Below are 26,760 nucleotides of genomic sequence, written 5' to 3'. Positions count from 1 at the left end.
TTTATTTCAAATAAAACTTACATTAAAAAACTTATTTCAAAGATCTCTTTACAAATTTACCCCAACCACGTTCGCCAAGGAATTCGCCATTGTCAAATACCAAACGTCCTTTGGAATATGTTTGCACTGGATAGCCTTTGAGTTCAGCACCTTCCCAAATTGTATGGTCACAATCAGAATGCATGTTGTCAACGCTAATTGTAAATTCTTTGTCTTTATCGTAGATAACGATGTCAGCATCTTTACCAACGGAAAGACTACCTTTGTCTTTACAACCAAAGAGACGAGCTGGATTTTCAGAACAAAGTTCAACTGCTTTTTGGAAGCTGATTTTGCCTTTGTTTGCCATGGAAAGCATGTAAGGATACATGTTTTCTACACCAGCACAACCATTAGGGATTTTTCTGAAGTCATCTTTTCCCCAGTCTTTTTCATAAGATTGGAAAGGACAGTGATCAGTAGCAACTGTATCGATATCGCCACGAATGATAGCATCCCAGATAGCATCTTGGCTTTCTTGACCCTTCATTGGAGGAGAACAAACAAAGTTTCTACCATCTTCACGTTTGTAAACTTCATTTGTGAAGTGCAAATATTGTGGACAAGTTTCAGCATAGATTTCATAGCCTTCATCTTTCGCTTTTGTCACTGCTTCTACCCCACCTTTATTAGCAAGGTGAACAATGTACAAAGGAGCATTGAGTTCTTTCGCCCAAGAAATAGCTCTTTCATCAGCTTCTTTTTCAACAAATTCTGGTCTACTCATGTAGTGATACCAAGCACTTGTTTTGCCTTCGGAAATATATTTTTCAACCAACATATTTACCATTTCGTTGTTTTCAGCATGAACACTGATTCTAGCACCAATTTCTTTGGATTTTTGCAACACTTTATAGAAAACGCCATCGGAAACACCGAAATCATAAACCATAAACACTTTGAAAGTAGGAACACCAAATTCTACTGCTTCTTCCATAGAATCCAACAAATCGCCACTTACGTCTTTTACACCAACATGGAAAGCATAGTCAACTGCTGCATCAGGAGCACAAAGTGCATCTCTACGTTTGACAGCGTCTACCATCTTTTCATCAAAATCTTGCAAGATGAAGTCGAATACTGTTGTTGTACCACCACAAGCTGCAGCTCTTGTACCTGCGAAATAATCGTCAGAAGAGATTGTTCCACCAAAAGGCATTGCCAAGTGAGTATGTACATCCAAAGCACCAGGCAAAACCAATTTGCCAGCTGCATCTACTACATCATATCCTTCCAAGGATAAATCTTTACCAATTGCAACAATTTTGCCATCAGCAACTGCTACATCAGCTTGATACATTTCTGTTGCGGAAACAATTGTTCCATTTTTAATCACAAATTGCATACTAAACCCTCCCATTCGTTGTTATAAACTGTATTTGAGGCGAGAAAAAATTCTCGTATATTTGAGTTATTTTAAAAATAACATTCAAACCATGTATCATATGTTTCTTGGATCTTTTAAAATGTTTCGTTCTTGTTTAACGCTCATACAAAGACATTTGTCTTTGCTCATTGATATTATTTTAATACAAATCATCACAAAAGTAAATCCTTTGACATTATTTTGACAAATATTGTAATGCTATACAAAAGAATGTTTGTATTTTTATACAACATGTATATTGCATTCAATACACTATCCATATCAATTGCAAAATGTACTAAAAAAGTCATATATTCATTTCTATAATTTACACTTACATATGTAACCAAACAAAAATATATACTTCTGAAATCTTGAGAGTTTATAAAAAAGAAACTAAATGTTACATAAAAAAATTATGATATTCTTCCAAGTAATTGAAAAAAAGCACCATACAACCTTACTTTCAACGGATAAATAAATCGTTTTTTATTTATTTTTTATAGTTATTTCTTTAATTTACATAAATTCTATGCAAATTCACTACCACTACTATAGTTATACAACATCCACCTAGTGGAGAGTCAAGAATTTCTTAAGAAATATATCATAATTTTAACTGTTTCATATGCAAAAACTTTACATGTACTTAAAGTTTTTTCTATCTTTTGTGCTACTTACATATGAAAATTTTAAAATATTAACTTTTTTTAACTATTATTTTCTTATTTTAGAAAAAAACAAATGTATTTCTGCAAAACGTTATTTTTTTGTTGTTATATCGTTTTTTGATTAATTTTGATAAAAAAATTGTAATCTTACTTTGAATGTGCTATACTATTTTTGTTCGCATTTTGGTAATAAAATCCATTAAGGAGGTATTGATATGTCCACTGAAATAAAATATTCTATACGTGAAGTAGCGGAAATATGCAGTATCCCTAGCAAAACCCTTCGTTATTATGATGAAATTCAATTGGTTGTACCTGAATTCCGTGATGATGTTAACAGATATCGTTATTACAGCAAACAACAAATGGTTACCCTTTGCATTGTACGTAAATTACGTTCTTTGGGTTTTGGTTTGAAGGAAATTCATAACATTTTGGATGGAAACAATGCTGAAAAATTGGAACTTGGTTTCGAAACCAAACTCAATGAAGTGCAAAATGAAATCCATGAATTGCAAAAAAAATATGCAGATATCCGTTCTTTTTTAGATCGTTTGAAAATGGGTGTAGATATATTAAATGTCAAAGACTTGATCAATACAGATCCCATTTCCATTGTAGAAATCCCTACTTCTACCCTGGTGTACACCAGAAAAACTATGAAAAATTATGCCAATGCGGAAGTTTCTTTAAAACGTTGGGTTGAAATTCTGGATTTGTGTGACTCTTTGGAATACAAAAGCAAAGGGAACATTATTGTAACTTATTACTCCAACCCATTGGAACAATTTTTATATTCTGACACAGATATTGAATTTGCAACACCAATTACAACAGATTCTGACAATGAAAACTGTCGTACTTATGGTGGATTTACAGCCGCAACTGCAATTCACATTGGTGACTATGCAGATATTATGCAAACTCATATACGTCTCATCCAATGGATCAATCAAAATCAATATAAAGTATGTGGTCCTATTTCAGAAGAATTTATCATTTCACCTTTGGATGTGACCAACACAGAAGAACATGTCACCAAAGTTATTGTACCAGTTGTGAAAACCAAATAATTTGAATTTAAATTCATTTACATACACAAAACCGCTATAAGGATTATCCCTACAGCGGTTTCTTTTTCCATAACATTTATGCTTGATATCTTAAAATTTCAGATACTTCTTTTCTTCTTGGAGAATTTGGAATCACTTCTGGATATCCACAAGCAACCATTGCAATGATGGTTTCATTTTCAGGTAAATCCAACCATAAGGATACGCCTTCTTCATCAAAAGTCCCCATGATAACAGTTCCAAGACCCATTTCATTTGCAGCCAAGCACAAAGTTTGACAAGCGGTTCCTGCATCGAACATTTCCCATGCATCGCCTTTGTCTGTACAAGTATAGCCATCACGTTCATATCCAGAACGTTTTTTTACATTGGACACAACAAATACCAAAGGTGCATTATCTACAATATGAATATTCTCTGGTGCCATCCAATTTTTTGCCAATTTTTTTAAATTTTCTTCTTGATCTACAACAGTATAGCGCACTGCTTTGCAATTGTTCCAAGAAGGTGCCCATTTTGCCAATTCCACCATTTGTTCCACCACTTCACGTTCCACTTTTTTGTCTAAAAACTTACGAACACTGCGTCTGGTTTTGATACAAGTAATGGTATCCATAGACAATTAATATGTTTCGTAAATGAATTGCACTACTGTGGAAAGTGGAGGTTCAGGCAATACATCGATAGAGCTTGGGAATGGTGGGTTTTCAGGCACTTCGATAATTTTGAAGGAACGCACTTCAATAAGAGCACGTTTGCCATCAGATTCCAATACACGTGCTACAAATTCCATGTAATCACCAGCGAAACATGGTTCATACAAACGCACTTTTTTCACTTCTACACAGTGACCTGTATTTTGGAAAGTTTTTGCCATCATACGGTTAGCTGTATCGTTTGCAAGTGTGATACTTCTAGCACCATTGACAACGCCACCGCCATAGAATACGTCACGATCAGACATTCTATAACGATATTTCACTGTATCTTTTTCTTCTGGAGCCAAGCCAAGTTGTTCAAAATCAGAAAGTTCTCTCCAAGGATCTTGTACAGCACCATCAGGTTGTTCGCCACGTTGCAAGTGTTTTTTGACAACCAAACGTACATTACCTTCAGAACAAAGAACAGGTTCGTCAAACCAAACCATATCGCCAGGTTTGCATTCTGTTTTACCTTCACGAAAAGCAGGTGTAGCCAATTTGAATACTTCTACTCTACAATCTCTGGAAGAGTTACCAACGTTTGTCAAAGTAGCTTTGAAATCTACCATATCGCCTACAAATACATCTTTGTGGCATTTTACATTTTCATAGCCCAAGCAAAGAGATTCATCGCCATCTACCAAAATCATTTCTTCTGTTTCCACATCGCCAATGAAGTCAAATTGTCTACCAACTGGAATCAAACCATCTTGATTTGCGCCATCGGATGTGGTCATATTGTAGCTTAAAACGGAAACTTTTCTCATTTTGTTTACCCCCTATATATTTAATGTATCGTAATGGGCATACACATAGGTACGCCCCTACAGTATTTTATTTATGAATCAAAGTGTTACATAACACCTTCAAGTTTGAGTTGTTCTACTTCGTCTTCGCTGATGCCAAAGATTTCTGCATTGTGTTGACCCAAAAGTGGTGATGCAAAGTCTACAGAACCTGGTGTTTCTGACATTTTCACAACACAACCTTGGAAATATTGATCGCCAGCAGTTGGATGTTCACAATGTACCATCATTTCACGTGCTTTGATATGAGGGTGTTCAATTGCTTCTTTCACATCCAAAACAGGACCACATGGAATGCCTGCTTCATCCATGATACCTTCAATTTCGCCTTTGGTATGTTCAGCACACCATTCACGAATCAAACCTTGCAAATCAGGGATGTAGTTGTTGCAACGCAAGTCATTGGACAAATATCTTGGGTCTTCAATGAGTTCTTCATGTCCAATTGCTCTACAGAATGTTTGGAACAAGCGATCGTTACCAACACCCAAAGCAACAAAACCATCTTGGCATTCAAATACATCAAATGGAGCAATAGATGGGTCTACATTGCCATTACGCTCTGGCACAAATCCGCCAATTGTATAGTTTACAAGTGCATTTTCCAACAAAGAGAAGATGGTATCGAACATAGCCACATCTACTTGTTGACCTTCACCTGTTACATCACGGTTGTGAAGTGCCATCAAAACACCCACTGCCAAGTAAATACCAGCAACGTGATCCGCTACAGAAGGACCTACTTTTACAGGGCTTGTTTCTTTGAAACCTGTCAAGTTGATCATACCACCCATTGCTTGTGCAACGATATCGTAGCATGGTCTATGGGTAATTGGGCCATATTGACCAAACCCAGAACCAGAAGCATAGATAATTTTTGGATTGATTTCTTTGATCACATCATAATCGATTTTGAGTTTTTTGGTAACACCACCACGGTAGTTTTCTACCAAAATATCAGCATCTTTTACCAATTCATAGAACATTTCCAAGCCTTTTTCAGACTTCAAATTGAGTGTTGCGCCTTTTTTATTACGGTTTACATAGTTGAAGAAACCACTTTCACCGCTACCTTCTTCAATTGGACCCCAAGTTCTACACTGTTCGCCACCAAGTGGTTCGATTTTCAATACATCTGCACCATAATCGCCCAAAATCATAGTACAAAATGGACCATTGAGTGCTGTTGTCAAGTCTACTACCTTCAAGCCTTCTAAAGGTTTTCTCATGTTAATTTCCTCCTAAAAGATGAAAGACCGTGGGACTCTGTCCCACCACCCTGCAAGGGGATAATCCCCTTGACCTTATTTTTTGAAAATTAAATATTTTATGACTTATAGCATATTCTTGCAAGCCGTTTATGTATAAAAATATATTTTGCAATGGGTCAAGGGACAAGTCCCTTGCGAGGTTTGGAGCAGAGCTCCAAGGTCTTAGGTTTTGGTTTTATTTGTTAGCGTTTTCTGCTTTGATTGCTTCAATCATCATAGGTACCACTTTGAACAAGTCCCCTGCAATACCATAGTCAGCACAGTCAAAGATAGGTGCTGTTTCATCTTTATTAACAGCAATGATCAATTCAGAATCTTGCATACCCGCTTTGTGTTGGATTGCTCCAGAAATACCCAAAGCCACATAGATTCTAGGATGTACGGTTTTACCTGTTTGCCCTACTTGATGGTCAGCTGGCAACCAACCAGAGTCGATAACCGCACGAGAACCACCAACAACAGCATTGCCAAAAGCGTCTGCCAATTGTTCAGCAAGCCCAATACCTTCTTCTACGTTTTTGCTGATACCACGACCAACAGAAACAACGATTTCAGCACCAATCAAATCCACCAATTTTTTGGTTTCTTTGACTACGTCTGTTACTTTTGTTTTCAAATCTTCTGGAGAAATGGAAACAGGATACATTTGAATTTCACAAGCATCTGCTTTTTCTTGGCTGTATTCGCCTTTTTTCATAACCCCTGGACGCACTGTAGACATACAAGGACGGAATCTAGGACAAATGATGGTTGCCATCAAGTGACCTCCAAAAGCTGGACGTGTCATTTTGAGGTTCATATCTTCCATTTTAAATGTAGTATTTGCAACATCCAATGTGGAGGATTCAGTCAAGAATTCTACATATTTATTCATATCAATATCAAGGTGTGTACAGTCAGCAGTCAAACCTGTACGCAAACGAGCTGCACAACGTGGACCCAAGTCACGACCGATGTTTGTAGCACCAATCAAAATGATTTCTGGTTTTTCTTCCATTGCCACGTCACACAATACTTTTGTATACGCATCTGTTGTATAAACTTCCAATGCAGGATCATCACAAACAATGACTTTATCTGCACCATAACCACCCAATTCTTTTGCAATGCCTTCTACATTATGTCCAAGCAAAATACCAATCAATTTGGAACCACGTTCATCAGCCAATTTACGACCTTCAGAAACCAATTCCAAGTCAGTATTCATCAATTTACCTTCACGTTGTTCGCAGAATACCCAAATATCTTGAAACGCACCAATATCTGAACTATTGAAACTCATGTTTTTCGCTCCCTTCTATTAAATAGCGTGACGATCGCTCAATCTCTTCACCAAATCCGCTACAGTGTCTTTGTCTGCACCTTCCAACATAATACCTGCACCTTTTTGTGGAGGTGTAAAGGATTTGAAGATGTTGGTTGGAGAACCTTTCAAACCAATGGTATCCAATTCAATAAGAGGTTCATCTTTGAGTGCTTCATAGTCCAAAAGTGTAAATGGTTTTGCATAGCAATCGTTGATGCCATTCAAAGTCATATAACGAGGAACGAGTTCTTTTTCTTTCACACAAGTCACCAAACAAGGTGTTTCTACTTCTACCATCATATATCCATCTTCCAACATACGTTTGACAACCACTTGGTTATCTACTTTTGTAATTGTGGAAGCATAAGTTACTTGAGGAATGTCCAATTTTTCAGCAATTTGAGGACCAACTTGCGCTGTATCGCCATCAATCGCTTGTCTACCACAGAAAATCATATCTTCAGCATTTAAACCAAGATTTGTGATTGCTGCTGCAATGATTTGAGATGTTGCGAAAGTATCGGAACCACCAAATTCACGAGCAGAAATCAAAACTGCATCATCAGCACCCATAGCCATTAACTCACGAAGCATTCCTTCTGCTGGAGGAGGTCCCATTGTGACTACAGTTACTTGACAACCTGTATTATCTTTCAAAATCAACGCTTGTTCCATTGCTGCCATATCGTCTGGATTGACAATCGCTGCCATAGAAGCACGGTTCAATGTACCGTCTGGGTTGACTGCAACTTTACCTGAAGTATCAGGAACTTGTTTTACACAAACATAAATTCTCATTTGATTACACTCTCCTTTTCTCAACCCATTACTGCACGTGCGATGACAACTTTATGAATTTCAGAGGTACCTTCATAGATTTCTGTAATCTTCGCATCTCTGTACATTCTTTCCAATGGATAGTCTTTCATATATCCATAACCACCGTGGATTTGCAATGCCAAATTGGTTACAAAACGAGCATTTTCTGCTGCAAACAATTTACACATTGCAGATTCTTTGGAGTATGGTTTGCCTGCATCTTCCAAAGCAGCAGCACGTTCCACCAAGCTTCTAGCTGCCATTGTTCTGGTTGCCATGTCTGCAATATACCATTGGATACCTTGCAAAGTTCCAATTGGTTTGCCAAATTGGATTCTTTCTTTGGAATATTTGATTGCCAAATCCAATGCACCTTCTGCGATACCAATTGCTTGTGCACCAACACCGATTCTAGCACCATCCAAAGCTTGCATTGCAATTTTGAAACCTTGACCTTCTTTACCAAGTAAGTTGCTTGCAGGAATTCTACAATCTTCAAAAATAAGTTCAGCTGTTTCAGAACCAGCAATACCCATTTTGGATTCGATTTTACCACCTGTGAAGCCAGGAGTACCTTTTTCTACAATCAAAGCAGACATACCCTTCAAGCCTTTTTTAGGATCTGTCAAAGCAAATACAACCAAGATTCCAGCTCTAGCACCACCTGTGATGAAACATTTTGTACCATTCAAAACGTATTCATTTGTTTCTTTGTCCAAAATTGCTGTTGTTTTGACAGCACCTGCATCAGAACCAGCATTGGGTTCTGTCAAAGCAAAAGCACCCAATTCACCACCAGAAGTTAATCTTGGAAGGAATTTTTCTTTTTGTTCTGGAGTACCATATTTATTGATATTTTGAGGTGCAATCAAGTGAATGGACAAAATAGATGCAGAAGTCATACATTTTTTACCAAATTCAGATACAGCGATTACTTTTTCCAAAGCGCCACCGCCTACACCACCGTATTCTCTAGGAACACCAATACCTGTAAAACCAACTTTTACCATTTTCTTGAAATTCTCTACTGGGAAGACGTGTTCACGATCCATTTCTTCTGCAGCTGGCTCCAATTCCGCTTCAGCAAACTGTGCCGCTACTTTTTTGAGCATTTCTTGTTCTTTGGTCAATGAAAAATCCATAATTCCCCATCCTTTCTCATCATGATTCCGTAGCAAACTACAACATCACCACCTATAAATATCCATTATATAGGCTGTATGATTTATTTATACCACTTACGCTTGGTGGAAGGTCAAGTGGTAATTTTCATAAAGAAATTTTTTGTGAAATGTTTTTCATGGAAAACTCTCCTGTAGTGGAACTTATCCTATTGATTTTGTTGTGATATTGTAGTAAGAGTAAAACCTCTTATTCTACAGTGATTTGTAGATAGAAATCTCTTTCTTTCTGGTTGCAATAAAAAACCACCTCACAATTTGTTAAGTGGTTTACTCATCATGATTTGGACATTCCAAACATATTTCTCTAAAATTCTCAACCAAAATCGCTTCCTTTGGTGCGGTTCTTTCTGGTGCAATCCTTTCTGCAACCATTTGAATGTCGAAGCAAATTATATCTTCAACTATCTTTTTTAACACCGGACACTCCATCCTCATAACTTCCTCACCTCGTTAATTAATCCTCTCTGTGATTGGGACAGTTCAAACATATTTCACGCCAATCCTCAACTTTAAACCGATCTGGTAGAGATGTTTCTTTTATCATTCCATCAGCAATATCTATATTTTCTAAACATTCTATCTCTTTTATTTTTTGATTTTGAACCAATGGACATTTAATCATAACTCTCCTGTCTTTCTAAATACCATCTACATTTTTCGCAAATAAACTGTGCTTCATTGAAATCAAATGGCTCGTCATAAAACAATTCCATATCCATACTGTCATCTCTAACTTCTTGTACTTCAATACATCCTCCAACATATATTTCTTTTTTCAGTAGTGGACAGTACTTTTTTGCATCCCAATCTCTCATAGAAAACTCCTCTATTTAGCCAAAACTATGATTCCCTCTTTATTTTCAAGTATATATCTTTTTTGATATAAGTTCAAGAATTCCTACATACTTTTATAATACTTCTTTCATTTTGCTTTATTTTCTCTTATTTTGTTAAATTGCACAACTAATCTCAATTTTTTCAAAAAAAATCTAATAAATTCACACTTTACAACCATTTGTCCATAGTGTATAGTATATCTAACAACTAAATAACGAATTTATCCAGAGTGGTGGAGGGACTGGCCCGATGAAGCCCGGCAACAGCATTTTTGCAATGTGCCAATTCCAGCAGACAATATGTCTGAAAGATAAAGTCAACCTTACTACTTTTTGAGTACATAGACCGCCTTTATCTAGGTGGTTTTTTTTCGTTATTGATTGGTAACTACAAACATTTAATTTTAAGGAGGAACAATTATGGATTTGAAACAAGCTCATTACGAAACCCAATGTGTACAAGGTGGCTATGCACCAGAAAATGGTGAACCTCGTGTTATGCCAATCGTGCAATCCACTACATATAAATACGACAAAACAGATGATGTTTGTAAATTGTTTGACTTGGAAGCAGATGGTCACATGTATTCTCGTATCAGCAATCCAACTTTAGCAGTTTTGGAAGAAAAAATTGCACTTCTTGAAGGTGGCGTTGGTGCAATGATGACTTCCTCTGGTCAAGCAGCAAATATGCTTGCAATTCTCAATATTTGTAAAGCAGGTCAACATGTTTTGGCTATGAGCAACCTTTATGGTGGTACTCATAACTTATTTGGACCTACATTCAAAAACTTTGGCATCGATGTGACTTTCGTTGATCCATCTTTGTCTTTGGAAGAACTCAAAGGATATATTCAAGAAAATACAAGAGCTGTCTTTGGTGAAACCATTGGTAACCCTGGTGTAGATGTTTTGGACTTTGAAAAAGCTGCTACTCTTGCTCATGATGCTGGCATTCCTTTGATTGTAGATAGCACATTTGCAACTCCTGTTTTGTGCAGACCTTTTGAACATGGTGCAGATATTGTAACCCACTCCACAACAAAGTACTTTGATGGACATGCAACCAGTGTTGGTGGTGTTATTGTAGATAGTGGTAAATTCGATTGGAACAACGGTAAATTCCCTGAACTCACACAACCAGATGAAACCTATCACGGTGTCATTTATACAGAAAAATTTGGTGCTGCTGCTTATATCACAAAAGTAAGAGTAACCCTTTTGCGTGACTTGGGCTCCACAATGGCTCCATTCAATGCATTCCTTACAAATCTTGGTTTGGAAACATTGGCTTTGCGTATGAAAAAACACAGTGAAAATTCTTTGGCTTTGGCTGAATATTTAGAAAATCACCCAAAAGTATCTTGGGTAAAATATCCTCTTTTGAAATCCAGTAAAACATATGATTTGGCTCAAAAATATCTTCCTGAAGGTGGAAGCGGTATCATTGCTTTTGGTGTCAAAGGTGGTGCTAGTGCTGGCAAAACATTCATTGATAGTGTAGATTTGGCATCCCTTGTAATTCATGTTGGCGACCTTCGTACACACGTTTTGCATCCAGCTACTTCTACTCATAGACAATTGAGCGAAGAACAACAAATTACTTGTGGTGTATCCCCTGATCTCATCCGTTTGTCTGTTGGTATTGAAAACTTTGAAGATATCAAAGCAGATTTGGAACAAGCATTGGCAAACGTATAAAATCAAACGGGCAACCACTGGTAGCCCCTACAAAAGATTTTGGGATATATAAACCAAATTAAATGAGAAAGGAAACATAAATTATGCCAGTTATTATACCAGAAGGATTACCAGCAACCGAGATATTAGCAAGTGAAAATGTCTTTGTGATGCATGAAACACGAGCAAAATCTCAAGATATTCGACCTTTGCGTCTTGGTATCGTCAATTTAATGCCTACAAAAATTGTAACAGAAACACAACTTTTGCGATTGATTGGGAATACTTCTTTGCAAGTTGAAGTGGATTTGATTCATATGGATAGCCATGTCAGCAAAAATACTTCTTTGGAACATATGAAAGCCTTTTATAAAACCTTTGATGAAATCAAAAACAACCATTATGATGGTATGATTGTAACAGGTGCTCCTGTGGAAACTATGGATTTTGAAGAAGTAAATTATTGGGAAGAATTGACTCCTCTACTTGACTTCTGTAAAACCAATGTTTTCTCCACAATGTTTATTTGTTGGGGTGCACAAGCAGCTTTGTATCACTATTATGGTGTTCCAAAAGTGGTTTTGGATCAAAAAATCTTTGGTGTTTATGAACACAAAATTTTGAATCGCAGACCCATTGTACGTGGTTTTGATGATGTATTCTTTGCACCACATTCTCGTCACACAACTTGCTTAACAGAAGAAATCAAAAAAGTAGATGATTTGGAAATTTTGGCAGAATCTGATGATATCGGTGCATATCTCATGGTGAGCAAAGACCAACGTTTCATTTTTGTCACTGGACATTCTGAATACGATCCTGAAGGTTTGAAAAACGAATACTGGCGTGATGTAAACAAAGGAATGGATATTGAAATTCCAAGAAACTACTTCCCTAACGATGACCCAAATCAAACACCGGTTGTGCGTTGGAGAGGTCATGGCAACTTGTTATTTGCCAACTGGTTGAACTATCACGTTTACCAAGAAACACCTTATAATTTGGATGAGATTTGATTTCAATATGCTTTCTTGAAAACATTTCGCAACCAATCACTATGAAATAACTGACATACCTCCTTTTTTATGGTATACTATGTATATATTGGAAAAGGGGGTATTTTTATGAAAAAAATTATAACCATCAATAGACAATTTGGTAGCGGTGGTCGTGAAATTGCAAAAAGATTGGCTGATGTATTACAAATCGCTTATTATGATAAGGCTCTCATCAATCAAATTGCTGAAAAAACCAGTTTTTCTCCTGAATTTATTGCCGAAGCGTCTGAAACTATGAATTTTCAACCACTTGTGTTTGCCAATACATTTGCTTCTAATTTGCTTTCACCAGCAGATACCATTCAAATTGCACAAACGGAATTCATCAAAGAAATTGCAGAAAAAGAAGATTGTATTATTGTAGGTAGATGTGCAAATAGCATTTTAGAAGATACTGCTTTTAAGGTTTTCATTTATGCTTCTGATATGGATACTAGAATTGAACGCTGTTATGTAAAGGTTCCTGCTGACCAAGATATGCCTAGAAAGAAAATGGAAAAGCAAATACTTGCTGTGGACAAACAAAGAGCGAAATACCACTCTTTCACCACTGGTCAAGAATGGTTTGATATGAACAACTATGATCTTTGTATTGATACATCCAAAATGGGTGTCAAAAAAGCTGTAGAATTGATTGTATGTGGATATAAGCTTTATTTTGCAGAGTAATTGAATACATAATTTTGACGGAGGGTAACTTCCGTCTTTTTTTGTATGAAATTTTTAAGAATTTTGTGCTTGTAATTTCTTTTTTATTAATCTATAATATCTATATAATTAAGTTATAGTAACTATTGAGGAGGACTTATGAATAGAAAACTTGAAAATACCATCAAAAAATTTTTCCATGATATGACAATAGCTGAATTGCGTTTACAAAACACCAATACAACTACTTTTGACTTGACCTACAATGATATTTTGTATTTACACTTAATTGAAGCCCATTCAGGAGAATATACTGCCAGTAAAATTGCAGATATGCTTTATGTTTCAAGACCAGCAGTCACACAAAAAATCAATGAATTGGAAAAACGTGGGTATATTTTGAAAAAGCAAAGCAAAGAGGATAAACGCATCTACTATTTGTACATCAACCCAGAAAGTTTTACTAATTCATATTACAAAACTTTAGAAAAAACCGATAATGAAATCATACAAAAGCTTTCCAGTATACATTCAGAAAAAGACGTCCATCTATTTTGTACCATGATGGATGAAATCTCTACAATACTATTAAATGAAACACAACGAGGTGAAACATGAACATTCTAGCAAGTCAATTCAACACAAAATCATTACTCAAATATGTACTTCCAACCATATTGATGATGATATTTATGTCAACGTATACCATTATAGATGGACTTTTTGTTGCACATTTGATTGGTGAAGATGCTCTATCTGCTGTCAATATTGTTATGCCAACTCTGAATCTCGTCATGGCAATCGGTTTGATGTTTGCAACAGGTGCCACTGCTGTTATGGGAAAATTGATGGGACAAGGAAAAGACTTTGAAGCTCGTTCCTTTTTAAGCGTTGTCTACCTTGTAGCCATAGCCATTGGTTTGGTAATCACAATGGTTTTTATTCTATTTCCAGAAGAAATTATTGGCATATTGGGTGGTAAAGGTGATTTATTTGACTATTCCAAAGAATATTTAATTGCACTCTCCTATTTCAGTATTCCATTCATATTGCAAATGTTTGTACAATCCTTCTTTGTTTTGGCTGGTAAACCCACGCTTGGTTTTCTTCTTTGCCTTTTGGGTGGAGTTACAAATATGATTTTGGATTATGTACTCATTTCTCCAAATTTTATGGGCTTGGGTATTATTGGTGCTGGTTTGGCTACAGGCATTGGAAATTCAGTTCCTGCAATTGCTGGTGGTATCTACTTCCTAGTGAATCGAAAAGGAAGTTTGTATTTTGCAAAACCAATCTGGCATGGAAAAACCTTCTTCCAAAGTGTATTCAATGGTATGAGTGAGTTGGTCAGCCAACTTTCCACTGCTGTTACAACCCTTTTGTTCAATATCATTTTATTGGAGATTGCTGGCAAATCAGGTGTTGCATCCATCAGCGTTATTTTGTACATTCAAATGATACAAACTGCTTTGTATTTGGGATATTCAGTTGGTGTTGCTCCTATCATTAGCTACAAATATGGTGCTGGTGATACAAAACAATTGCAAGAAGTAATAAAAATCAGTGTCTACTTCACTGCTGCTGTTTCTATTTTAATCATTTCTTTCTCATTGTTGTTTGATGATTTTGCAATTGGTATTTTCATCTCCAAGGAAAGTGAAACCTTTTCCATGGCAAAACAAGGTTTGCGTTTGTTCTCTATTGCATATCTTTTTATGGGTTTAAATGTGTTTATTTCTTCTATGTTTACAGCACTATCCAATGGTAAGATTTCTGCAATCTTATCTCTTTCCAGAACTTTGGTATTCTTGATTGGTTCTCTTATCTTGTTGCCAATGGTATTGGAATTGAATGGAGTTTGGCTTGCTGTTCCACTGGCAGAGTTATTGGCTTTTGGCTTGGCACTATATTTCTATAAAAACAAGCAAAAACAGTATGGATATTAAAATATTTCAAAAAAATAACACTCCTAATGTTCATATTCATTGTTAGGGGTGTTATTTTATTGTACCAAATTCGTTAACTTTTTTACTATCTATGATTTTTTGCGTGTTAGAATGATACCAATTATTATTCCTACCAAAGCAATTGGAGCTAATCTTACAAACAACCATTCCAATGAATGTAAAGCCACTCCAAGAACTGCTGTTTCAGGGTCACTGTAATCCCACACTAGATAAGGACTCTTTAATAAAAACAATATAATAAAAATTGCTACAATAATTACACATGCAGAAATAAATATCCAGTGAATTCGTTTTCGCTTTTTTATGCTACTTTGCAATAACTGCAAGTTAATAATCTCTAGTTTTTGTGAAATTATTTTAAGCTCATCTTCCTTTTCGGTGGCGATGATTTCACCAAGTAATGTACTTACAGGTATTTCAAAAACCTCTGACATAATTACCAACATTTCAGAATCAGGAACTGACAACCCATTTTCCCATTTTGAAATGGTTTGTCTCACAACATTCAGTTTGACTGCAAGTTCTTCTTGTGATAGACCTTTTGATTTTCTGATGATTTTAATATTTTCATGTAACATAACAAATACCTCCTTTGCTTGTGTTTCAAGTATAACAGATATTTGCTCGTTGCCACAAGCAACGCATAGTAACATTGACATAATAGCATAATACAAAAAGGGTATCCACAAATGTGAATACCCTTAAATCAGTTAAACTGATAATTATTTGTTATCTACGGTGTAAGCGTGGATAATCAAGTCAAGAGCTTTGTTGGAGTAGCCCCATTCATTGTCATACCAAGATACCAATTTTACGAAGTTATCGTTCAAAGCAATACCAGCTTTTGCATCGAAGATGGATGTGTGGGAATCATGCAAGAAGTCAGAAGAAACAACTTCGTCTTCTGTGTATGCCAAGATACCAGCCAATTCATTTTCAGAAGCTTTTTTGATTGCAGCTTTGATTTCTTCGTAAGTTGCAGGTTTTTCCAAACGGCATGTCAAATCAACTACGGATACGTCTACTGTAGGAACACGGAAGGACATACCTGTCAATTTGCCATTGAGTTCAGGAATAACTTTACCTACTGCTTTAGCAGCACCTGTGGAAGAAGGGATAATGTTGTGAGCAGCAGCACGTCCACCTCTCCAGTCTTTTCTGGAAGGACCATCTACAGTTTTTTGAGTAGCTGTGATGGAGTGAACTGTTGTCATCAAACCTTCAACGATACCAAAGTTGTCGTTGATTACTTTGGACAAAGGAGCCAAACAGTTTGTTGTACAAGAAGCGTTGGAAATTACTTTCATATCGCTTGTATATGTGTTGTTGTTAACGCCCATTACGAACATAGGAGCGTCTGCAGATGGAGCGGAGATGATAACTTTTTTAGCGCCACCTTCAAAGTGAGCAGAAGCAGCTTCTGTTGTTGTGAACAAACCTGTGGATTCCAAAACGTATTCTGCACCAGCTTCAGCCCAAGGAATTTCGTTTGCTTTCATGCAGTTGAAAACAGTGATTTCTTTACCGTTTACAACCAATTTGCCATCTTTTTCTTCCATTGTGCCATTGAAACGGCCATGAGCTGTATCGTATTTCAACATATACATCATGTACTCAACGTCGATGAAAGGATCGTTTACTGCTACTACTTGTGCGTCTGGACGATCTACTGCAGCACGGAATACCAATCTACCGATACGTCCAAAACCATTAATACCAATCTTTACCATAAAAATTTCCTCCTCAAATTGTTTACTACGACTTACATTCGGCAAAGCCGTTTCATTAATTATAACCAATTTCATTCAAAAAAACAATAGATTTCCTACAAAAAAAACCGCCAATACGTAAAGGTAATCCAAAGAATTTTTGTGCAAAAATCAGCGTTTTTACAGCTTTTTCGCCTCAATACTCATCATTTTGGAACATGTCAATAATAGACAGTGTCAAAAGTGCAGCAGATACAGCCAAAGACACAGCGCTAACGACCAAACGTGAAATTTTCATTTGTATGCCCTCCCATCGAAATTACTTGCTATTTTGATAAGAATATTTTATCATGGAATTGGACATCTGTAAATCATTTTAGAAAGGTTGTGTCATATGTTTTTCATTGCTGGTATTTCCCAAGGCAGAAAAGACTTGGATTTTCTACAAACCATTGTTTGCAAGCGTTGTGGTCGTTTGAGTAGTATCTCTGTTTTTGCTACATATATGTATTTTAGTTTCTTTTTCATTCCTATTTTCAAGTGGAATAAACAGTATTATGCTGTTTCTTCTTGCTGCCAAACACCCTTCTCCATTGATAAAGAATTGGGTCAAGCCATTGAACGTGGTGAACGTGTAGATTTGACCCATGATGATTTGCATTTTGTGGATTTGGGTTATGCACAAGCATCTGTTTGTCCTGATTGTGGATATCGCTTGGATTCAGAACATATTTACTGCCCAAAATGCGGTAGAAAAGTGAATTGATTCAAAAAAAGCGATTTGTAGATAAATTTTTATCTGCAAATCGCTTTTCATTATTCCATTTCTTCTTTCCAAATATCCATGCCCGTCAAATCTTTCACACTAAACACAAATTTTTCAATCATTTTTGTTGGATTGTAGGAACGTTTTGCTCTACGCATACCTTCAATACCCATATCCTCTTCACGATTGATGAGCTCCACATCATCACATTCATGCAAAACATATTGTTGGTTGATCATTGGAAAAATACCATCATAACGATAATCTGCCTTTTCAATGTGAATCAATTGCATATGTTTCTGCAAACGTTCACCAAGTGTAAATGCAATCAACTTATTTTCTACATAAATTGCACCACCCACAAGTCCAAGTGCTTCCATGTGATCCAATGCCAATTGCACTGATTTCTTTTCATCCATCAATTCAATGGCTGGTTGTTCCTTTTCTGAAATCCAAAATTCATATAAAGACATACAATCATCAATCATACTTGCATCCAATTTGCGGTACTCATACTCAGGATACAAAGACAAGAATTTGTTGATATGATTGCGTTTGCCATGGAGTTTTTTGCCCGCTAGGGTTTTCATTTGCTCTTTCTCATAGACATAATCCCAAGCAACATCTGTAGGCAAAATATAAAGTTCTGGACACGCTTCTTGCATCATATCATAAAAAGGTTTTGCTACAGATCTAAAGGTTGGTTCTACCCCCATCAACCTCATGTAGGCAATGGCTTCATAAACGCCTTTTCTATAATCCACTTTTACTCCAAATTTTGGAATTGGTGCCCAAAAGAACATGGGTACACCTGCAAAACGCAAACGAATAAATAGCATATTATCCTTTTCAGCATACTCCATTTTGCCTTCTGTTCCCCAAATAAACAAGTTTGCAAAAGACAAATCTGAACATTCTGCTTCCCATGGTTTTGTATAGGAATCAATCAATGGTTTTGCGTCTATATGGAATGGTTTGAATTCAAAATTTGATACAGTTACAATTGTTTTACACATACATTCTACTTTTGGCATACAATAGCCTCCATTTTTCTTAATATTCATCTATAATATAGCATTTATCTTTTGGAAGTATTTTTGAAATTTTTGTTACATTCTCTAATTTATAAACTGTGCAATCTGCAAGAATTTCATCCAATGTAACATATCCCATCAAAACTCCTAAGAATTTTCCTGCTTCTATTTTCAAAACAGGTGGTTGTTTGGATTTCTTTCCTGTAAAATCAAAAACACCATTATTTTCTATGATCACATCACCATATACTTCTACAGTATATGGACAATCTAGTTTCAACTGTTCCAATAATTTTTGTATGTTACAAATGCCTGCAACACCCTTTTGTTTTTCTTCTAACACCAGACCTTCTGGCAATTCTGTTTGTTGCACTGCTGCTGGTGGTAATTTCACGAGTATCTTCCTTCCTTTTGCAATGTCCAAAAGAGCCAAAATCAACTTTGGATAAGCACCTGCAATTGCAATGTTTTCCACTGAAATGACCTCAGTTTCTGTTTCATAAAACATAGCATAGCCAAGAATTTGATTTCCTTCTGTTATAACGATACATTTGCCACCATCGGCAGCATAATCATCATATTTTCTAATGAATTCTGCTTCACTTCGCAAAATGGAACCACTATATTGGTACATTTCCATTTGATACAATGGATATAAATTCTTGATTTCAGGTTTTTGTAAAAATACGTATTCCTGTATTTCATCTGATGGTGCACTGCCTGTTACATACAAAGCATTGGCAACTGGATAATGTCCATAACCAAAATAACTTTGCAAAACAGCTGGTGTATGCACTGCCAACACAAACCCTTGTTCACGTAGCATTTGCATTTCTTTACGAAAGATTTGTCCCATAAACCCACGCCTCTGATGTTTTGGATCTGTAGCAACGCCACAAAGCATAACACCTTTAATGGATTTACCTCGTACAACTATATCATATGGAATTGCTTGCATAGTGCTACACATTTCTACACCTTCTAGCAAGCAAACTGCATGTTCAGGATAAAAGCGTTCTCCAAACATCCAATCCATAAAGGATTGACTGTCATGAAAACAGGTTTCCCAAAGTCTCATAAATTCAGTTTTATCTGATAATTTGGCTTGTCGCACTACAATTTGATTACCCATAGACACATCTCTACTTCCCAATACAATTCATATTAGTTTTATATACTTATCTTACATGGCATATGTCATAAAGTCAATGATAGATAATAATTATTATTACTAAAGTTTTCTTAAAATTTTCATTTTTTGCAACATATTTACCAAAACACATCATTTTATACGATTACAACCTGCAATCCAAGCTTTTTTGAAGGCTGATGGTAATGCAAATTCCTGTTCCATGCCTTCTTTTGTAAGCCAAGTGAATTCATTTTCTACCAATTCCTTGACTTCCACAAAATAGACATCCATCTGCCATTTGATATGGGTAAACAAATGATGATACCCCTTCAAGTTTGTGATTTCTGCTTCCATAATACCCCATTCTTGCAATTGTGCAATGGTTGATACTTCTTTGTTGCAATTGGGTAACTGCCACAGACCAGAAAGCAAACCCTTTTCTGTTCGCTTATGAACTGCAATTTTTCCATTATACACCATAAAGAATACAGACAATTCTTCCAATCTACGTTCTGGTTTTGGCGATTTCACTGGATATAGATATTGCTTATTTTGGATTCTAGCCACACATTCTGGTGACAATGGACAGACTTCACATTTTGGTGCTCCATTTGGAATGCAAACCATTGCTCCAATTTCCATTATTGCCTGATTGAATGCACTGGCTGCTTCCTTTGGTAAAACAGAAATCCACTCCAATTCCACTTCTTTTTTGGTTTGTGACAAAGCAATATCCCTTTCATCTCCGTAAAATCTAGCACATACACGCAATACATTTCCATCAACTGCAACCTGTGGCAATCCAAACGCAATGGATGCAATTGCGCCAGCTGTATAAGTTCCAATTCCTTTGAGTTTCAATAATTCTTTGTAATCTGCTGGCAAACTACCACCATAGTCTGCAACAATTTGTTTTGCTGCACTTTGCAAGTTGCGTACTCTGGAATAATAGCCCAAACCTTCCCATAATTTCATTAAAACATCTTCATCTACATTTGCCAAGTCTTCAATGGTTGGCAATTCTTCTAAAAATTTATGGTAATATGGCTTGACTGCTTCCACTCTTGTTTGTTGCAACATAATTTCTGACAACCAAATGTGATATGGATTTTTGGATCTACGCCAAGGTAAATCACGCTTTTCTCTTGCATACCACTGCAACAATCTATCTATTGTTTGTTGATTCATACAACACCTCTATCTACGAAAAAGGATGTTCCAAAGAACACCCTATAGTTTCTAACTTATTTGATTTCTTTTGCTTTATTGGTTCCAAAGCCATACTCTGCTCTACGAATTGCCAACATCACTGTTGGAATCAAGATGATTTGCAATACAATCCCTGGAATAGATGAGAAAAAAGTAGCTGACAAGAATGCTGCAACAGTGAAACCTTCTCCACTTCCAATCATCATAGCAAACATGACAATACCCCAAACCAGTCTACCAGCTATCATTGCAGAAATCAAGCTACTATACAAGTTGCGAACTGTTTTATCCAAATGTTCATATAAAAATCCAGCAACCAAACCATATACCATCAATTCCACTGCCATTGCAACTGCTGATGGATACATAACTGGTGCATGAAAAACAGCAGAACGCAACAATGGTGACACAAAGCCAGCCATTGCACCATATTTGGCACCACACATCATCCCACAAAATAGAATTGGAATGTGCATTGGACATAGCATTTTGCCAATTTGGGGAATATTTCCTGTAAAAAATGGCAACACCATTGCCAAAGCAACAAAAAGACCTGCATAAACCATGTTCTTTGTTTCAAATGAATTTTTCATATGTTCTCCTTTGTCTTTTGTTTGAAATTCTACATCCATTTTATGGTACTCTATTTTGTACCCAACGTCAAGAAAAAAAGAGTTTCAAAAGAAACCCTTTACATCTTATTTTTCTACACGAATTTCATAAACAGCATCTGCAATTTCCAACAAGCCTTCTGTCAAAGAATCTCCTGTCAAAATTACATTCATACTCAATGGTCGTTTTTTCAACAATTCTGCCAAAGCATCCATTGTCAAATATCCTTTGTTGACACATTCTAAAATACCATCCAACAAAAAGACTTCACATTCACCAGTATCCATAATCTTATTTGCAAAATAAAGAGCATTTTTCAATTCAATTGCCACTTCTTTTGCAGCATCGTCTACTGTATCAAATTCACGTTCTTTTTCAAATCGAAATAGACGAAACTCAGGCTCAAAGTGTTTCAAAAGATCTGTTTCTTTGTTGTTGCGATATTCCAAAAATTGAATCATCACAACACGTAATTCTTCGCCAAGTGCACGAATGCCACGTCCAATGGCTACACTTGTTTTCCCTCGTCCTTCTCCATAGTATACTACGATTTGTCCATTTTTCAAAATCAATCCACTCCTATTTCCAACTCCGTTGTTTCTTCTTCAGAAACGTTATTTTTGTTACAATGCACTTCAATTTTAGAAACAGAAACTTCATATGCAACACGTTCTTCTATAACTTCATCTATCTTTTTTTGATAGAACCGACTTTGTACACGTCCTTGAATGGAGATTTCAGCTCCAACCTCTAAGTTTTGCATGTATCTAGCATTTCTACCCCATGCAATACAAGGAATGTAATCGGATTTGTGATACGCTCTATTGACTGCAACCAATACATCTGAAATCTCCCTTCCAAAAGGTGTTTTTCGATAAATTGGATTTTTACAAATATACCCATTGAGCAAAATTGTATTCTCAGCGTGTTCAGGTTCTTCTGGCAACAAATTTATTTCCCTTGCAAAAATGGTCAAAACCAAGCGACTTGCTTTGCTATTATTGTAATTGTTATAGCTTCTCAGCTGTCCTGTGATTTTTACAAGTGTATCCACACACAATGAACCTTTATCCACCAATCTTTCTGAAATGGTAATTGGCAAAATATCATATTGATCGCTTAAGCGTTTGGATGATATCTTAAATGCATAAAACCCTTCTCCATAGATATTATGACTAAATACACATTCCTCAACTACTTTTCCAGTGACGGTCACAACATTGCTTTCTTGCACATCTTCATCAAACACCCCAAACACCCCTTTTTCTGGTCAAAATTTGACACTTTGGCTATAGTCTAGCTTACGCCAAAAAATTTTTTTTAGAAGTATATCTCTTCACTTCCCCTATGAAATCAAATGCAAATTTACTTTTCCCCTATGAATTTTGCATTTGAAAAGATATACCCAATTTTTACACAATCTATTGCAACCACCATATGGTCTTGATTTTTTTGATACCAAAGTGGTTCTCCAGCTCTTTTGACAATCATTGCTTCTGTTTTCTTTCCATTTGCGTCCCAATAGCAAAGGAAATAAAATTCTTCCTGTTTGCGGATTGCCCATTCCACATCTAACATAGGTTTGATAAAAATATCTTCTTGATAACCAAAGTATTTTGCCAATCTTCCAGTGGTATCTACATAATCACGAACAGGACTTCTATTTCTTGCCATACTGACCTCCAAATATACATGCTTTATGATAAAATGCATATAAAATACATTTCAATTTTCAACGACCCATTATAGTCACACATTTCCGCTATAATCTCTAATTTATATTTTACATAAAATTCATGTATTTTGCAACACATTCACCAAATATTTCCCTGTATAAGAAGATTTTATTTTCATAATTTCCTCTGGTGTACCAAATCCAACGATTTTACCACCACCATCGCCACCTTCTGGACCCAAATCCACCAAATAATCAGCAGTTTTTATGACATCCAAATTGTGTTCAATGACCACAACTGTATTACCACCGTCGGTCAAACGTTGTAAAATGTCCACCAATTTATGGACATCTGCTGTATGCAAACCTGTTGTTGGTTCATCCAAAATATACATGGTGCGTCCTGTGCTCTTTTTGGAAAGCTCTGTTGCCAACTTCACACGTTGTGCTTCTCCACCAGAAAGTGTTGTGGAAGATTGACCCAATTGTACATAGGATAAACCCACATCATACAATGTTTGTAACTTGGATTTGATTCTTGGAATGTTTTCAAAGAACACCAAAGCTTCTTCTACCGTCATTTCCAACACATCTGAAATAGTTTTACCTTTGTATTTGACTTCTAGTGTTTCTCTATTGTATCGTTTGCCACCACAGATTTCACATGGAACATAGATATCAGGTAAGAAATGCATTTCAATTTTGATGATACCATCACCACTACATGCTTCACATCTGCCACCTTTGACATTGAAACTAAATCTACCTTTTTGATAACCACGCATTTTGGATTCTGTGGTTTGTGCAAATACATCTCGAATCATATCAAACACACCTGTATAAGTTGCTGGATTGCTTCTAGGTGTTCTACCAATTGGAGACTGGTCAATATTGATGACTTTATCCAATTTTTCTTGTCCAAGCATGTCTTTGTGCTGACCTGACTTCATTTTTCCTCTATTCAAATCACGAGCCAAACGTTTGTATAAAATTTCATTGACCAAAGAACTTTTACCAGAACCGCTGACACCAGTGACACATGTGAATACACCCAAAGGAATGTTTACGTTGATATTTTTTAAGTTATTTTCTGTAGCGCCTACAATTTGCAATAAATTTTCTGCTTCCACCACTCTACGTTCTTTAGGTACTTCGATTTTCTTACGTCCACTCAAATATTGACCTGTAATGGATGCTTCACAAGCCTTAATTTCCTCTACATCACCAACGCAAATGACTTCGCCACCATTTTTACCAGCACCCACACCAATATCCACAATACAATCTGCTGCATACATGGTATCTTCATCGTGTTCCACAACAATCAAAGAATTGCCAATATCACGCAAATGTTGCAATGTTTTGAGAAGTTTATCATTGTCACGTTGGTGCAAACCAATGCTAGGTTCATCTAAAATGTAGACAACACCCACCAAACCAGAACCAATTTGAGTTGCCAAACGGATTCTTTGTGCTTCACCACCAGAAAGAGTTCCTGCTGCACGTGATAAAGTCAAATATTCCAAACCAACATCCACCAAGAAACCGACTCTGGCATGAATTTCCTTCAAAATACGTTCTGCAATCATCAATTCTCTGCCAGTGAGTTCCAAATCCAAGAAGAATTTTTGAATTTTCTGCACTGACATTTCTGTCACTTGGGAAATATTCTTTCCACCAACGGTAATTGCCAAAACTTCTGGACGCAAGCGATGACCCTTGCATGTTGGACAAGTGATATTGGTCATAAACTCATCGTATTCACCACGCATGGATTCAGATGTTTCATTATATCTGCGTTGCAAATTGGGTATCAGACCTTCAAAATCGTAGTCATATGTGCCTGTACCCCTAAAGTTGGTATAGGTGATTTTTACTTTTTCACCACCTGTACCATAGAAAATCATATCTTTGACTTTATCTGGCAAATCTCTAAATGGTACTTCCAAAGAAAAACCATATTTTTCTGCCAATGCATCAAACAATACACGAGTCATACCATCTTTGGTGGCACCAATTGACTTGTAACCTGGTGCTATAATTGCTCCTTCTAGGATGCTCAATGTGTCATTTGGTACAATGAGCTCTTCGTCAAATTTCATCTGCATACCAAGACCTGAACACACAGGACAAGCACCTGCTGGATTATTGAAGGAAAATAAGCGTGGTTCCACTTCTGTCAAATCAATTCCACAATCTGGACAAGAGAAGTTTTGGCTAAAGGTCAATTCATCTTCTCCTTGGTTCACATCCACAACCAGTAAACCACCAGTCAAAGTAGAAACCATTTCTATGGATTCGGTCAAACGTTTTTGCATACCTTCTTTGACCACAAGTCGGTCTACCACAATTTCAATGGTATGTTTCTTATTTTTTTCTAATTGGATGGTTTCTGACAAATCGTACAAGATTCCATCCACTCTAACACGTACATAGCCACTTTTCTTAGCATCTTCCAATAACTTAACATGTTCCCCTTTTCTGGCACGTACCACTGGTGCAAGAAGTTGGATTTTTGTGCGTTCTGGCAATTCCAGAATTCTATCCACAATCTGATCTATGGTTTGTTTTTGGATTTCTTTGCCACATTTTGGACAGTGTGGAATCCCCACACGAGCAAACAACAAACGCAAATAATCGTAAATTTCTGTGACTGTACCCACAGTTGAACGTGGGTTGTGGCTAGTGGTTTTTTGGTCAATGGAAATTGCTGGTGACAAACCTTCAATCAAGTCAACATCTGGCTTGTCCATTTGACCCAAAAATTGACGTGCATATGAGGACAATGACTCCACATAACGTCTTTGACCTTCTGCATATAAAGTATCAAATGCAAGGGAGCTTTTCCCTGAACCACTGACACCTGTAAACACCACCAATTTGTCACGTGGTATGGTCAAATCTATATTTTTCAAATTGTGCTCTCTGGCACCTTTGATGACAATTTTATCTTTCATATTTCCTCCTAAGATCAAAAGAATAAGACTTTGATGCTCTGCTCCAAACCTTGGAAACCTTTGTTCTAATAATAGTATTTACTTCTAATTATTCCTATAATCTGTAATATAACGGTTGATTCGTGAATCAACCCTACAACTGCATACTTGAGTTTTGTGGCAATTTATAATGGCAAGAGTAGAACCCTTGCCCTACAATTCTGATTTGCTGTACTTGTAGGGGCGTCCCTATGTGGGCGCC

The 26,760-nt window shown here is 36.5% G+C and carries 27 protein-coding genes and 1 riboswitch; of the genes, 7 read left to right on the top strand and 20 right to left on the bottom strand.

The window, feature by feature from the left end; genetic code table 11:
- Positions 1 to 31: 31 nt before the first annotated feature.
- Entirely contained in the window at positions 32 to 1,384 is a 1,353-nt protein-coding gene (gene hydA, locus MJY40_RS07140) for a dihydropyrimidinase (RefSeq protein ID WP_317856298.1), read from the bottom strand.
- A 907-nt stretch (positions 1,385 to 2,291) separates the two neighbouring features.
- On the opposite strand from hydA, the gene MJY40_RS07135 reads away from it, so the two are divergent.
- Positions 2,292 to 3,149 (top strand): MerR family transcriptional regulator, encoded by an 858-nt coding sequence (locus MJY40_RS07135; protein ID WP_317856297.1) that lies wholly within the window; start codon positions 2,292 to 2,294, stop codon positions 3,147 to 3,149.
- A gap of 76 nt (positions 3,150 to 3,225) precedes the next feature.
- Here MJY40_RS07135 and MJY40_RS07130 read toward each other — a convergent pair whose 3' ends face one another.
- The 9 genes from MJY40_RS07130 to MJY40_RS07085 form a co-directional block, all read right to left on the bottom strand.
- The gene (locus MJY40_RS07130) at positions 3,226 to 3,765 is read right to left on the bottom strand and encodes a nitroreductase family protein (RefSeq protein ID WP_317856430.1); all 540 of its coding nucleotides are present in this window, start codon (positions 3,763 to 3,765) and stop codon (positions 3,226 to 3,228) included.
- A gap of 6 nt (positions 3,766 to 3,771) precedes the next feature.
- Positions 3,772 to 4,617 carry a hotdog fold domain-containing protein gene (locus tag MJY40_RS15700; protein WP_331488241.1) on the bottom strand — a complete coding sequence of 282 codons (846 nt, stop codon included), beginning with the start codon at positions 4,615 to 4,617 and terminating at the stop codon, positions 3,772 to 3,774.
- Positions 4,618 to 4,703: 86 nt separating this feature from the next.
- Positions 4,704 to 5,885, bottom strand: coding sequence for a CaiB/BaiF CoA transferase family protein (locus MJY40_RS07115; RefSeq protein WP_317856296.1), 1,182 nt, complete (start codon positions 5,883 to 5,885; stop codon positions 4,704 to 4,706).
- A 217-nt stretch (positions 5,886 to 6,102) separates the two neighbouring features.
- Entirely contained in the window at positions 6,103 to 7,209 is a 1,107-nt protein-coding gene (gene acrA / locus MJY40_RS07110) for an acryloyl-CoA reductase electron transfer subunit beta (RefSeq protein ID WP_317856295.1), read from the bottom strand.
- Between the two features lie 18 nt (positions 7,210 to 7,227).
- Positions 7,228 to 8,031: an acryloyl-CoA reductase electron transfer subunit gamma gene (gene acrB / locus MJY40_RS07105; protein ID WP_317856294.1), complete on the bottom strand. Its 804-nt coding sequence runs from the start codon at positions 8,029 to 8,031 to the stop codon at positions 7,228 to 7,230.
- Between the two features lie 20 nt (positions 8,032 to 8,051).
- On the bottom strand, positions 8,052 to 9,194 hold the full coding sequence (gene acrC / locus MJY40_RS07100; RefSeq protein WP_317856293.1) for an acryloyl-CoA reductase: 1,143 nt from the start codon (positions 9,192 to 9,194) through the stop codon (positions 8,052 to 8,054).
- 309 nt (positions 9,195 to 9,503) lie between these two features.
- Positions 9,504 to 9,653, bottom strand: a complete 150-nt coding sequence (locus MJY40_RS07095; RefSeq protein ID WP_317856292.1) for a hypothetical protein — start codon at positions 9,651 to 9,653, stop codon at positions 9,504 to 9,506.
- Positions 9,654 to 9,690: 37 nt separating this feature from the next.
- Positions 9,691 to 9,858, bottom strand: coding sequence for a hypothetical protein (locus tag MJY40_RS07090; RefSeq protein WP_317856291.1), 168 nt, complete (start codon positions 9,856 to 9,858; stop codon positions 9,691 to 9,693).
- Positions 9,851 to 10,051, bottom strand: coding sequence for a hypothetical protein (locus MJY40_RS07085; protein WP_317856290.1), 201 nt, complete (start codon positions 10,049 to 10,051; stop codon positions 9,851 to 9,853). The genes MJY40_RS07090 and MJY40_RS07085 overlap by 8 nt, the downstream gene beginning before the upstream one ends.
- 239 nt (positions 10,052 to 10,290) lie before the next feature.
- Positions 10,291 to 10,390, top strand: a riboswitch (SAM riboswitch).
- Between the two features lie 102 nt (positions 10,391 to 10,492).
- Here MJY40_RS07085 and MJY40_RS07080 point away from each other — a divergent pair.
- From MJY40_RS07080 to MJY40_RS07060, 5 genes are all read left to right on the top strand, one after another.
- Complete coding sequence (locus MJY40_RS07080) at positions 10,493 to 11,773, top strand: O-acetylhomoserine aminocarboxypropyltransferase/cysteine synthase family protein (RefSeq protein WP_317856289.1); 1,281 nt, start codon at positions 10,493 to 10,495, stop codon at positions 11,771 to 11,773.
- 83 nt (positions 11,774 to 11,856) lie between these two features.
- Positions 11,857 to 12,768, top strand: coding sequence for a homoserine O-acetyltransferase MetA (gene metA, locus MJY40_RS07075; protein WP_317856288.1), 912 nt, complete (start codon positions 11,857 to 11,859; stop codon positions 12,766 to 12,768).
- Between the two features lie 108 nt (positions 12,769 to 12,876).
- Positions 12,877 to 13,479 carry a cytidylate kinase-like family protein gene (locus tag MJY40_RS07070; protein WP_317856287.1) on the top strand — a complete coding sequence of 201 codons (603 nt, stop codon included), beginning with the start codon at positions 12,877 to 12,879 and terminating at the stop codon, positions 13,477 to 13,479.
- Between the two features lie 138 nt (positions 13,480 to 13,617).
- Positions 13,618 to 14,076 (top strand): MarR family transcriptional regulator, encoded by a 459-nt coding sequence (locus MJY40_RS07065; RefSeq protein ID WP_317856286.1) that lies wholly within the window; start codon positions 13,618 to 13,620, stop codon positions 14,074 to 14,076.
- Positions 14,073 to 15,404 carry an MATE family efflux transporter gene (locus tag MJY40_RS07060; protein ID WP_317856285.1) on the top strand — a complete coding sequence of 444 codons (1,332 nt, stop codon included), beginning with the start codon at positions 14,073 to 14,075 and terminating at the stop codon, positions 15,402 to 15,404. Before MJY40_RS07065 ends, MJY40_RS07060 begins: the two co-directional genes overlap by 4 nt.
- 89 nt (positions 15,405 to 15,493) lie before the next feature.
- Here MJY40_RS07060 and MJY40_RS07055 read toward each other — a convergent pair whose 3' ends face one another.
- The gene (locus MJY40_RS07055; RefSeq protein ID WP_317856284.1) at positions 15,494 to 16,003 is read right to left on the bottom strand and encodes a helix-turn-helix domain-containing protein; all 510 of its coding nucleotides are present in this window, start codon (positions 16,001 to 16,003) and stop codon (positions 15,494 to 15,496) included.
- Between the two features lie 144 nt (positions 16,004 to 16,147).
- Positions 16,148 to 17,155: a type I glyceraldehyde-3-phosphate dehydrogenase gene (gene gap, locus MJY40_RS07050; RefSeq protein ID WP_317856283.1), complete on the bottom strand. Its 1,008-nt coding sequence runs from the start codon at positions 17,153 to 17,155 to the stop codon at positions 16,148 to 16,150.
- 373 nt (positions 17,156 to 17,528) lie between these two features.
- On the opposite strand from gap, the gene MJY40_RS07045 reads away from it, so the two are divergent.
- Complete coding sequence (locus MJY40_RS07045; protein WP_317856282.1) at positions 17,529 to 17,900, top strand: zinc ribbon domain-containing protein; 372 nt, start codon at positions 17,529 to 17,531, stop codon at positions 17,898 to 17,900.
- 50 nt (positions 17,901 to 17,950) lie between these two features.
- Here MJY40_RS07045 and MJY40_RS07040 read toward each other — a convergent pair whose 3' ends face one another.
- The 8 genes from MJY40_RS07040 to uvrA all read right to left on the bottom strand — a co-directional run bounded on the left by MJY40_RS07040 (position 17,951) and on the right by uvrA (position 26,519).
- Entirely contained in the window at positions 17,951 to 18,934 is a 984-nt protein-coding gene (locus MJY40_RS07040; protein WP_317856281.1) for a DUF2156 domain-containing protein, read from the bottom strand.
- A gap of 19 nt (positions 18,935 to 18,953) precedes the next feature.
- Positions 18,954 to 20,066 carry a GNAT family N-acetyltransferase gene (locus MJY40_RS07035; RefSeq protein ID WP_317856280.1) on the bottom strand — a complete coding sequence of 371 codons (1,113 nt, stop codon included), beginning with the start codon at positions 20,064 to 20,066 and terminating at the stop codon, positions 18,954 to 18,956.
- Positions 20,067 to 20,216: 150 nt separating this feature from the next.
- Positions 20,217 to 21,254, bottom strand: a complete 1,038-nt coding sequence (gene mutY, locus MJY40_RS07030; protein WP_317856279.1) for an A/G-specific adenine glycosylase — start codon at positions 21,252 to 21,254, stop codon at positions 20,217 to 20,219.
- A gap of 56 nt (positions 21,255 to 21,310) precedes the next feature.
- A complete protein-coding gene (locus MJY40_RS07025; protein WP_317856278.1) occupies positions 21,311 to 21,868 on the bottom strand; it encodes an ECF transporter S component in 558 nt (185 codons plus the stop codon).
- Positions 21,869 to 21,973: 105 nt separating this feature from the next.
- A complete protein-coding gene (locus MJY40_RS07020; RefSeq protein ID WP_317856277.1) occupies positions 21,974 to 22,453 on the bottom strand; it encodes a cob(I)yrinic acid a,c-diamide adenosyltransferase in 480 nt (159 codons plus the stop codon).
- Positions 22,454 to 22,455: 2 nt separating this feature from the next.
- Complete coding sequence (locus tag MJY40_RS07015; RefSeq protein ID WP_317856276.1) at positions 22,456 to 23,136, bottom strand: single-stranded DNA-binding protein; 681 nt, start codon at positions 23,134 to 23,136, stop codon at positions 22,456 to 22,458.
- 116 nt (positions 23,137 to 23,252) lie between these two features.
- Positions 23,253 to 23,561 carry a hypothetical protein gene (locus tag MJY40_RS07010; protein ID WP_317856275.1) on the bottom strand — a complete coding sequence of 103 codons (309 nt, stop codon included), beginning with the start codon at positions 23,559 to 23,561 and terminating at the stop codon, positions 23,253 to 23,255.
- Between the two features lie 120 nt (positions 23,562 to 23,681).
- A complete protein-coding gene (gene uvrA / locus MJY40_RS07005; RefSeq protein ID WP_317856274.1) occupies positions 23,682 to 26,519 on the bottom strand; it encodes an excinuclease ABC subunit UvrA in 2,838 nt (945 codons plus the stop codon).
- Between the last annotated feature and the right edge of the window lie 241 nt (positions 26,520 to 26,760).

This window comes from Chakrabartyella piscis (assembly GCA_030067835.1).
GTDB classification, from domain to species: domain Bacteria; phylum Bacillota; class Clostridia; order Lachnospirales; family Anaerotignaceae; genus Chakrabartyella; species Chakrabartyella piscis.
This window is presented reverse-complemented; position numbering and strand designations above follow the sequence as displayed.

Excerpts from the sequence above, each read along its gene's own strand:
- hydA (WP_317856298.1), bottom strand. The coding sequence starts at position 1,384 with ATGCAATTTGTGATTAAAAATGGAACAATTGTTTCCGCAACAGAAATG.
- MJY40_RS07135 (WP_317856297.1), top strand. The coding sequence starts at position 2,292 with ATGTCCACTGAAATAAAATATTCTATACGTGAAGTAGCGGAAATATGC.
- MJY40_RS07130 (WP_317856430.1), bottom strand. The coding sequence starts at position 3,765 with ATGGATACCATTACTTGTATCAAAACCAGACGCAGTGTTCGTAAGTTT.
- MJY40_RS15700 (WP_331488241.1), bottom strand. The coding sequence starts at position 4,617 with ATGAGAAAAGTTTCCGTTTTAAGCTACAATATGACCACATCCGATGGC.
- MJY40_RS07115 (WP_317856296.1), bottom strand. The coding sequence starts at position 5,885 with ATGAGAAAACCTTTAGAAGGCTTGAAGGTAGTAGACTTGACAACAGCA.
- acrA (WP_317856295.1), bottom strand. The coding sequence starts at position 7,209 with ATGAGTTTCAATAGTTCAGATATTGGTGCGTTTCAAGATATTTGGGTA.
- acrB (WP_317856294.1), bottom strand. The coding sequence starts at position 8,031 with ATGAGAATTTATGTTTGTGTAAAACAAGTTCCTGATACTTCAGGTAAA.
- acrC (WP_317856293.1), bottom strand. The coding sequence starts at position 9,194 with ATGGATTTTTCATTGACCAAAGAACAAGAAATGCTCAAAAAAGTAGCG.
- MJY40_RS07090 (WP_317856291.1), bottom strand. The coding sequence starts at position 9,858 with ATGATTAAATGTCCATTGGTTCAAAATCAAAAAATAAAAGAGATAGAA.
- MJY40_RS07085 (WP_317856290.1), bottom strand. The coding sequence starts at position 10,051 with ATGAGAGATTGGGATGCAAAAAAGTACTGTCCACTACTGAAAAAAGAA.
- MJY40_RS07080 (WP_317856289.1), top strand. The coding sequence starts at position 10,493 with ATGGATTTGAAACAAGCTCATTACGAAACCCAATGTGTACAAGGTGGC.
- metA (WP_317856288.1), top strand. The coding sequence starts at position 11,857 with ATGCCAGTTATTATACCAGAAGGATTACCAGCAACCGAGATATTAGCA.
- MJY40_RS07070 (WP_317856287.1), top strand. The coding sequence starts at position 12,877 with ATGAAAAAAATTATAACCATCAATAGACAATTTGGTAGCGGTGGTCGT.
- MJY40_RS07065 (WP_317856286.1), top strand. The coding sequence starts at position 13,618 with ATGAATAGAAAACTTGAAAATACCATCAAAAAATTTTTCCATGATATG.
- MJY40_RS07060 (WP_317856285.1), top strand. The coding sequence starts at position 14,073 with ATGAACATTCTAGCAAGTCAATTCAACACAAAATCATTACTCAAATAT.
- MJY40_RS07055 (WP_317856284.1), bottom strand. The coding sequence starts at position 16,003 with ATGTTACATGAAAATATTAAAATCATCAGAAAATCAAAAGGTCTATCA.
- gap (WP_317856283.1), bottom strand. The coding sequence starts at position 17,155 with ATGGTAAAGATTGGTATTAATGGTTTTGGACGTATCGGTAGATTGGTA.
- MJY40_RS07045 (WP_317856282.1), top strand. The coding sequence starts at position 17,529 with ATGTTTTTCATTGCTGGTATTTCCCAAGGCAGAAAAGACTTGGATTTT.
- MJY40_RS07040 (WP_317856281.1), bottom strand. The coding sequence starts at position 18,934 with ATGCCAAAAGTAGAATGTATGTGTAAAACAATTGTAACTGTATCAAAT.
- MJY40_RS07035 (WP_317856280.1), bottom strand. The coding sequence starts at position 20,066 with ATGGGTAATCAAATTGTAGTGCGACAAGCCAAATTATCAGATAAAACT.
- mutY (WP_317856279.1), bottom strand. The coding sequence starts at position 21,254 with ATGAATCAACAAACAATAGATAGATTGTTGCAGTGGTATGCAAGAGAA.
- MJY40_RS07025 (WP_317856278.1), bottom strand. The coding sequence starts at position 21,868 with ATGAAAAATTCATTTGAAACAAAGAACATGGTTTATGCAGGTCTTTTT.
- MJY40_RS07010 (WP_317856275.1), bottom strand. The coding sequence starts at position 23,561 with ATGGCAAGAAATAGAAGTCCTGTTCGTGATTATGTAGATACCACTGGA.
- uvrA (WP_317856274.1), bottom strand. The coding sequence starts at position 26,519 with ATGAAAGATAAAATTGTCATCAAAGGTGCCAGAGAGCACAATTTGAAA.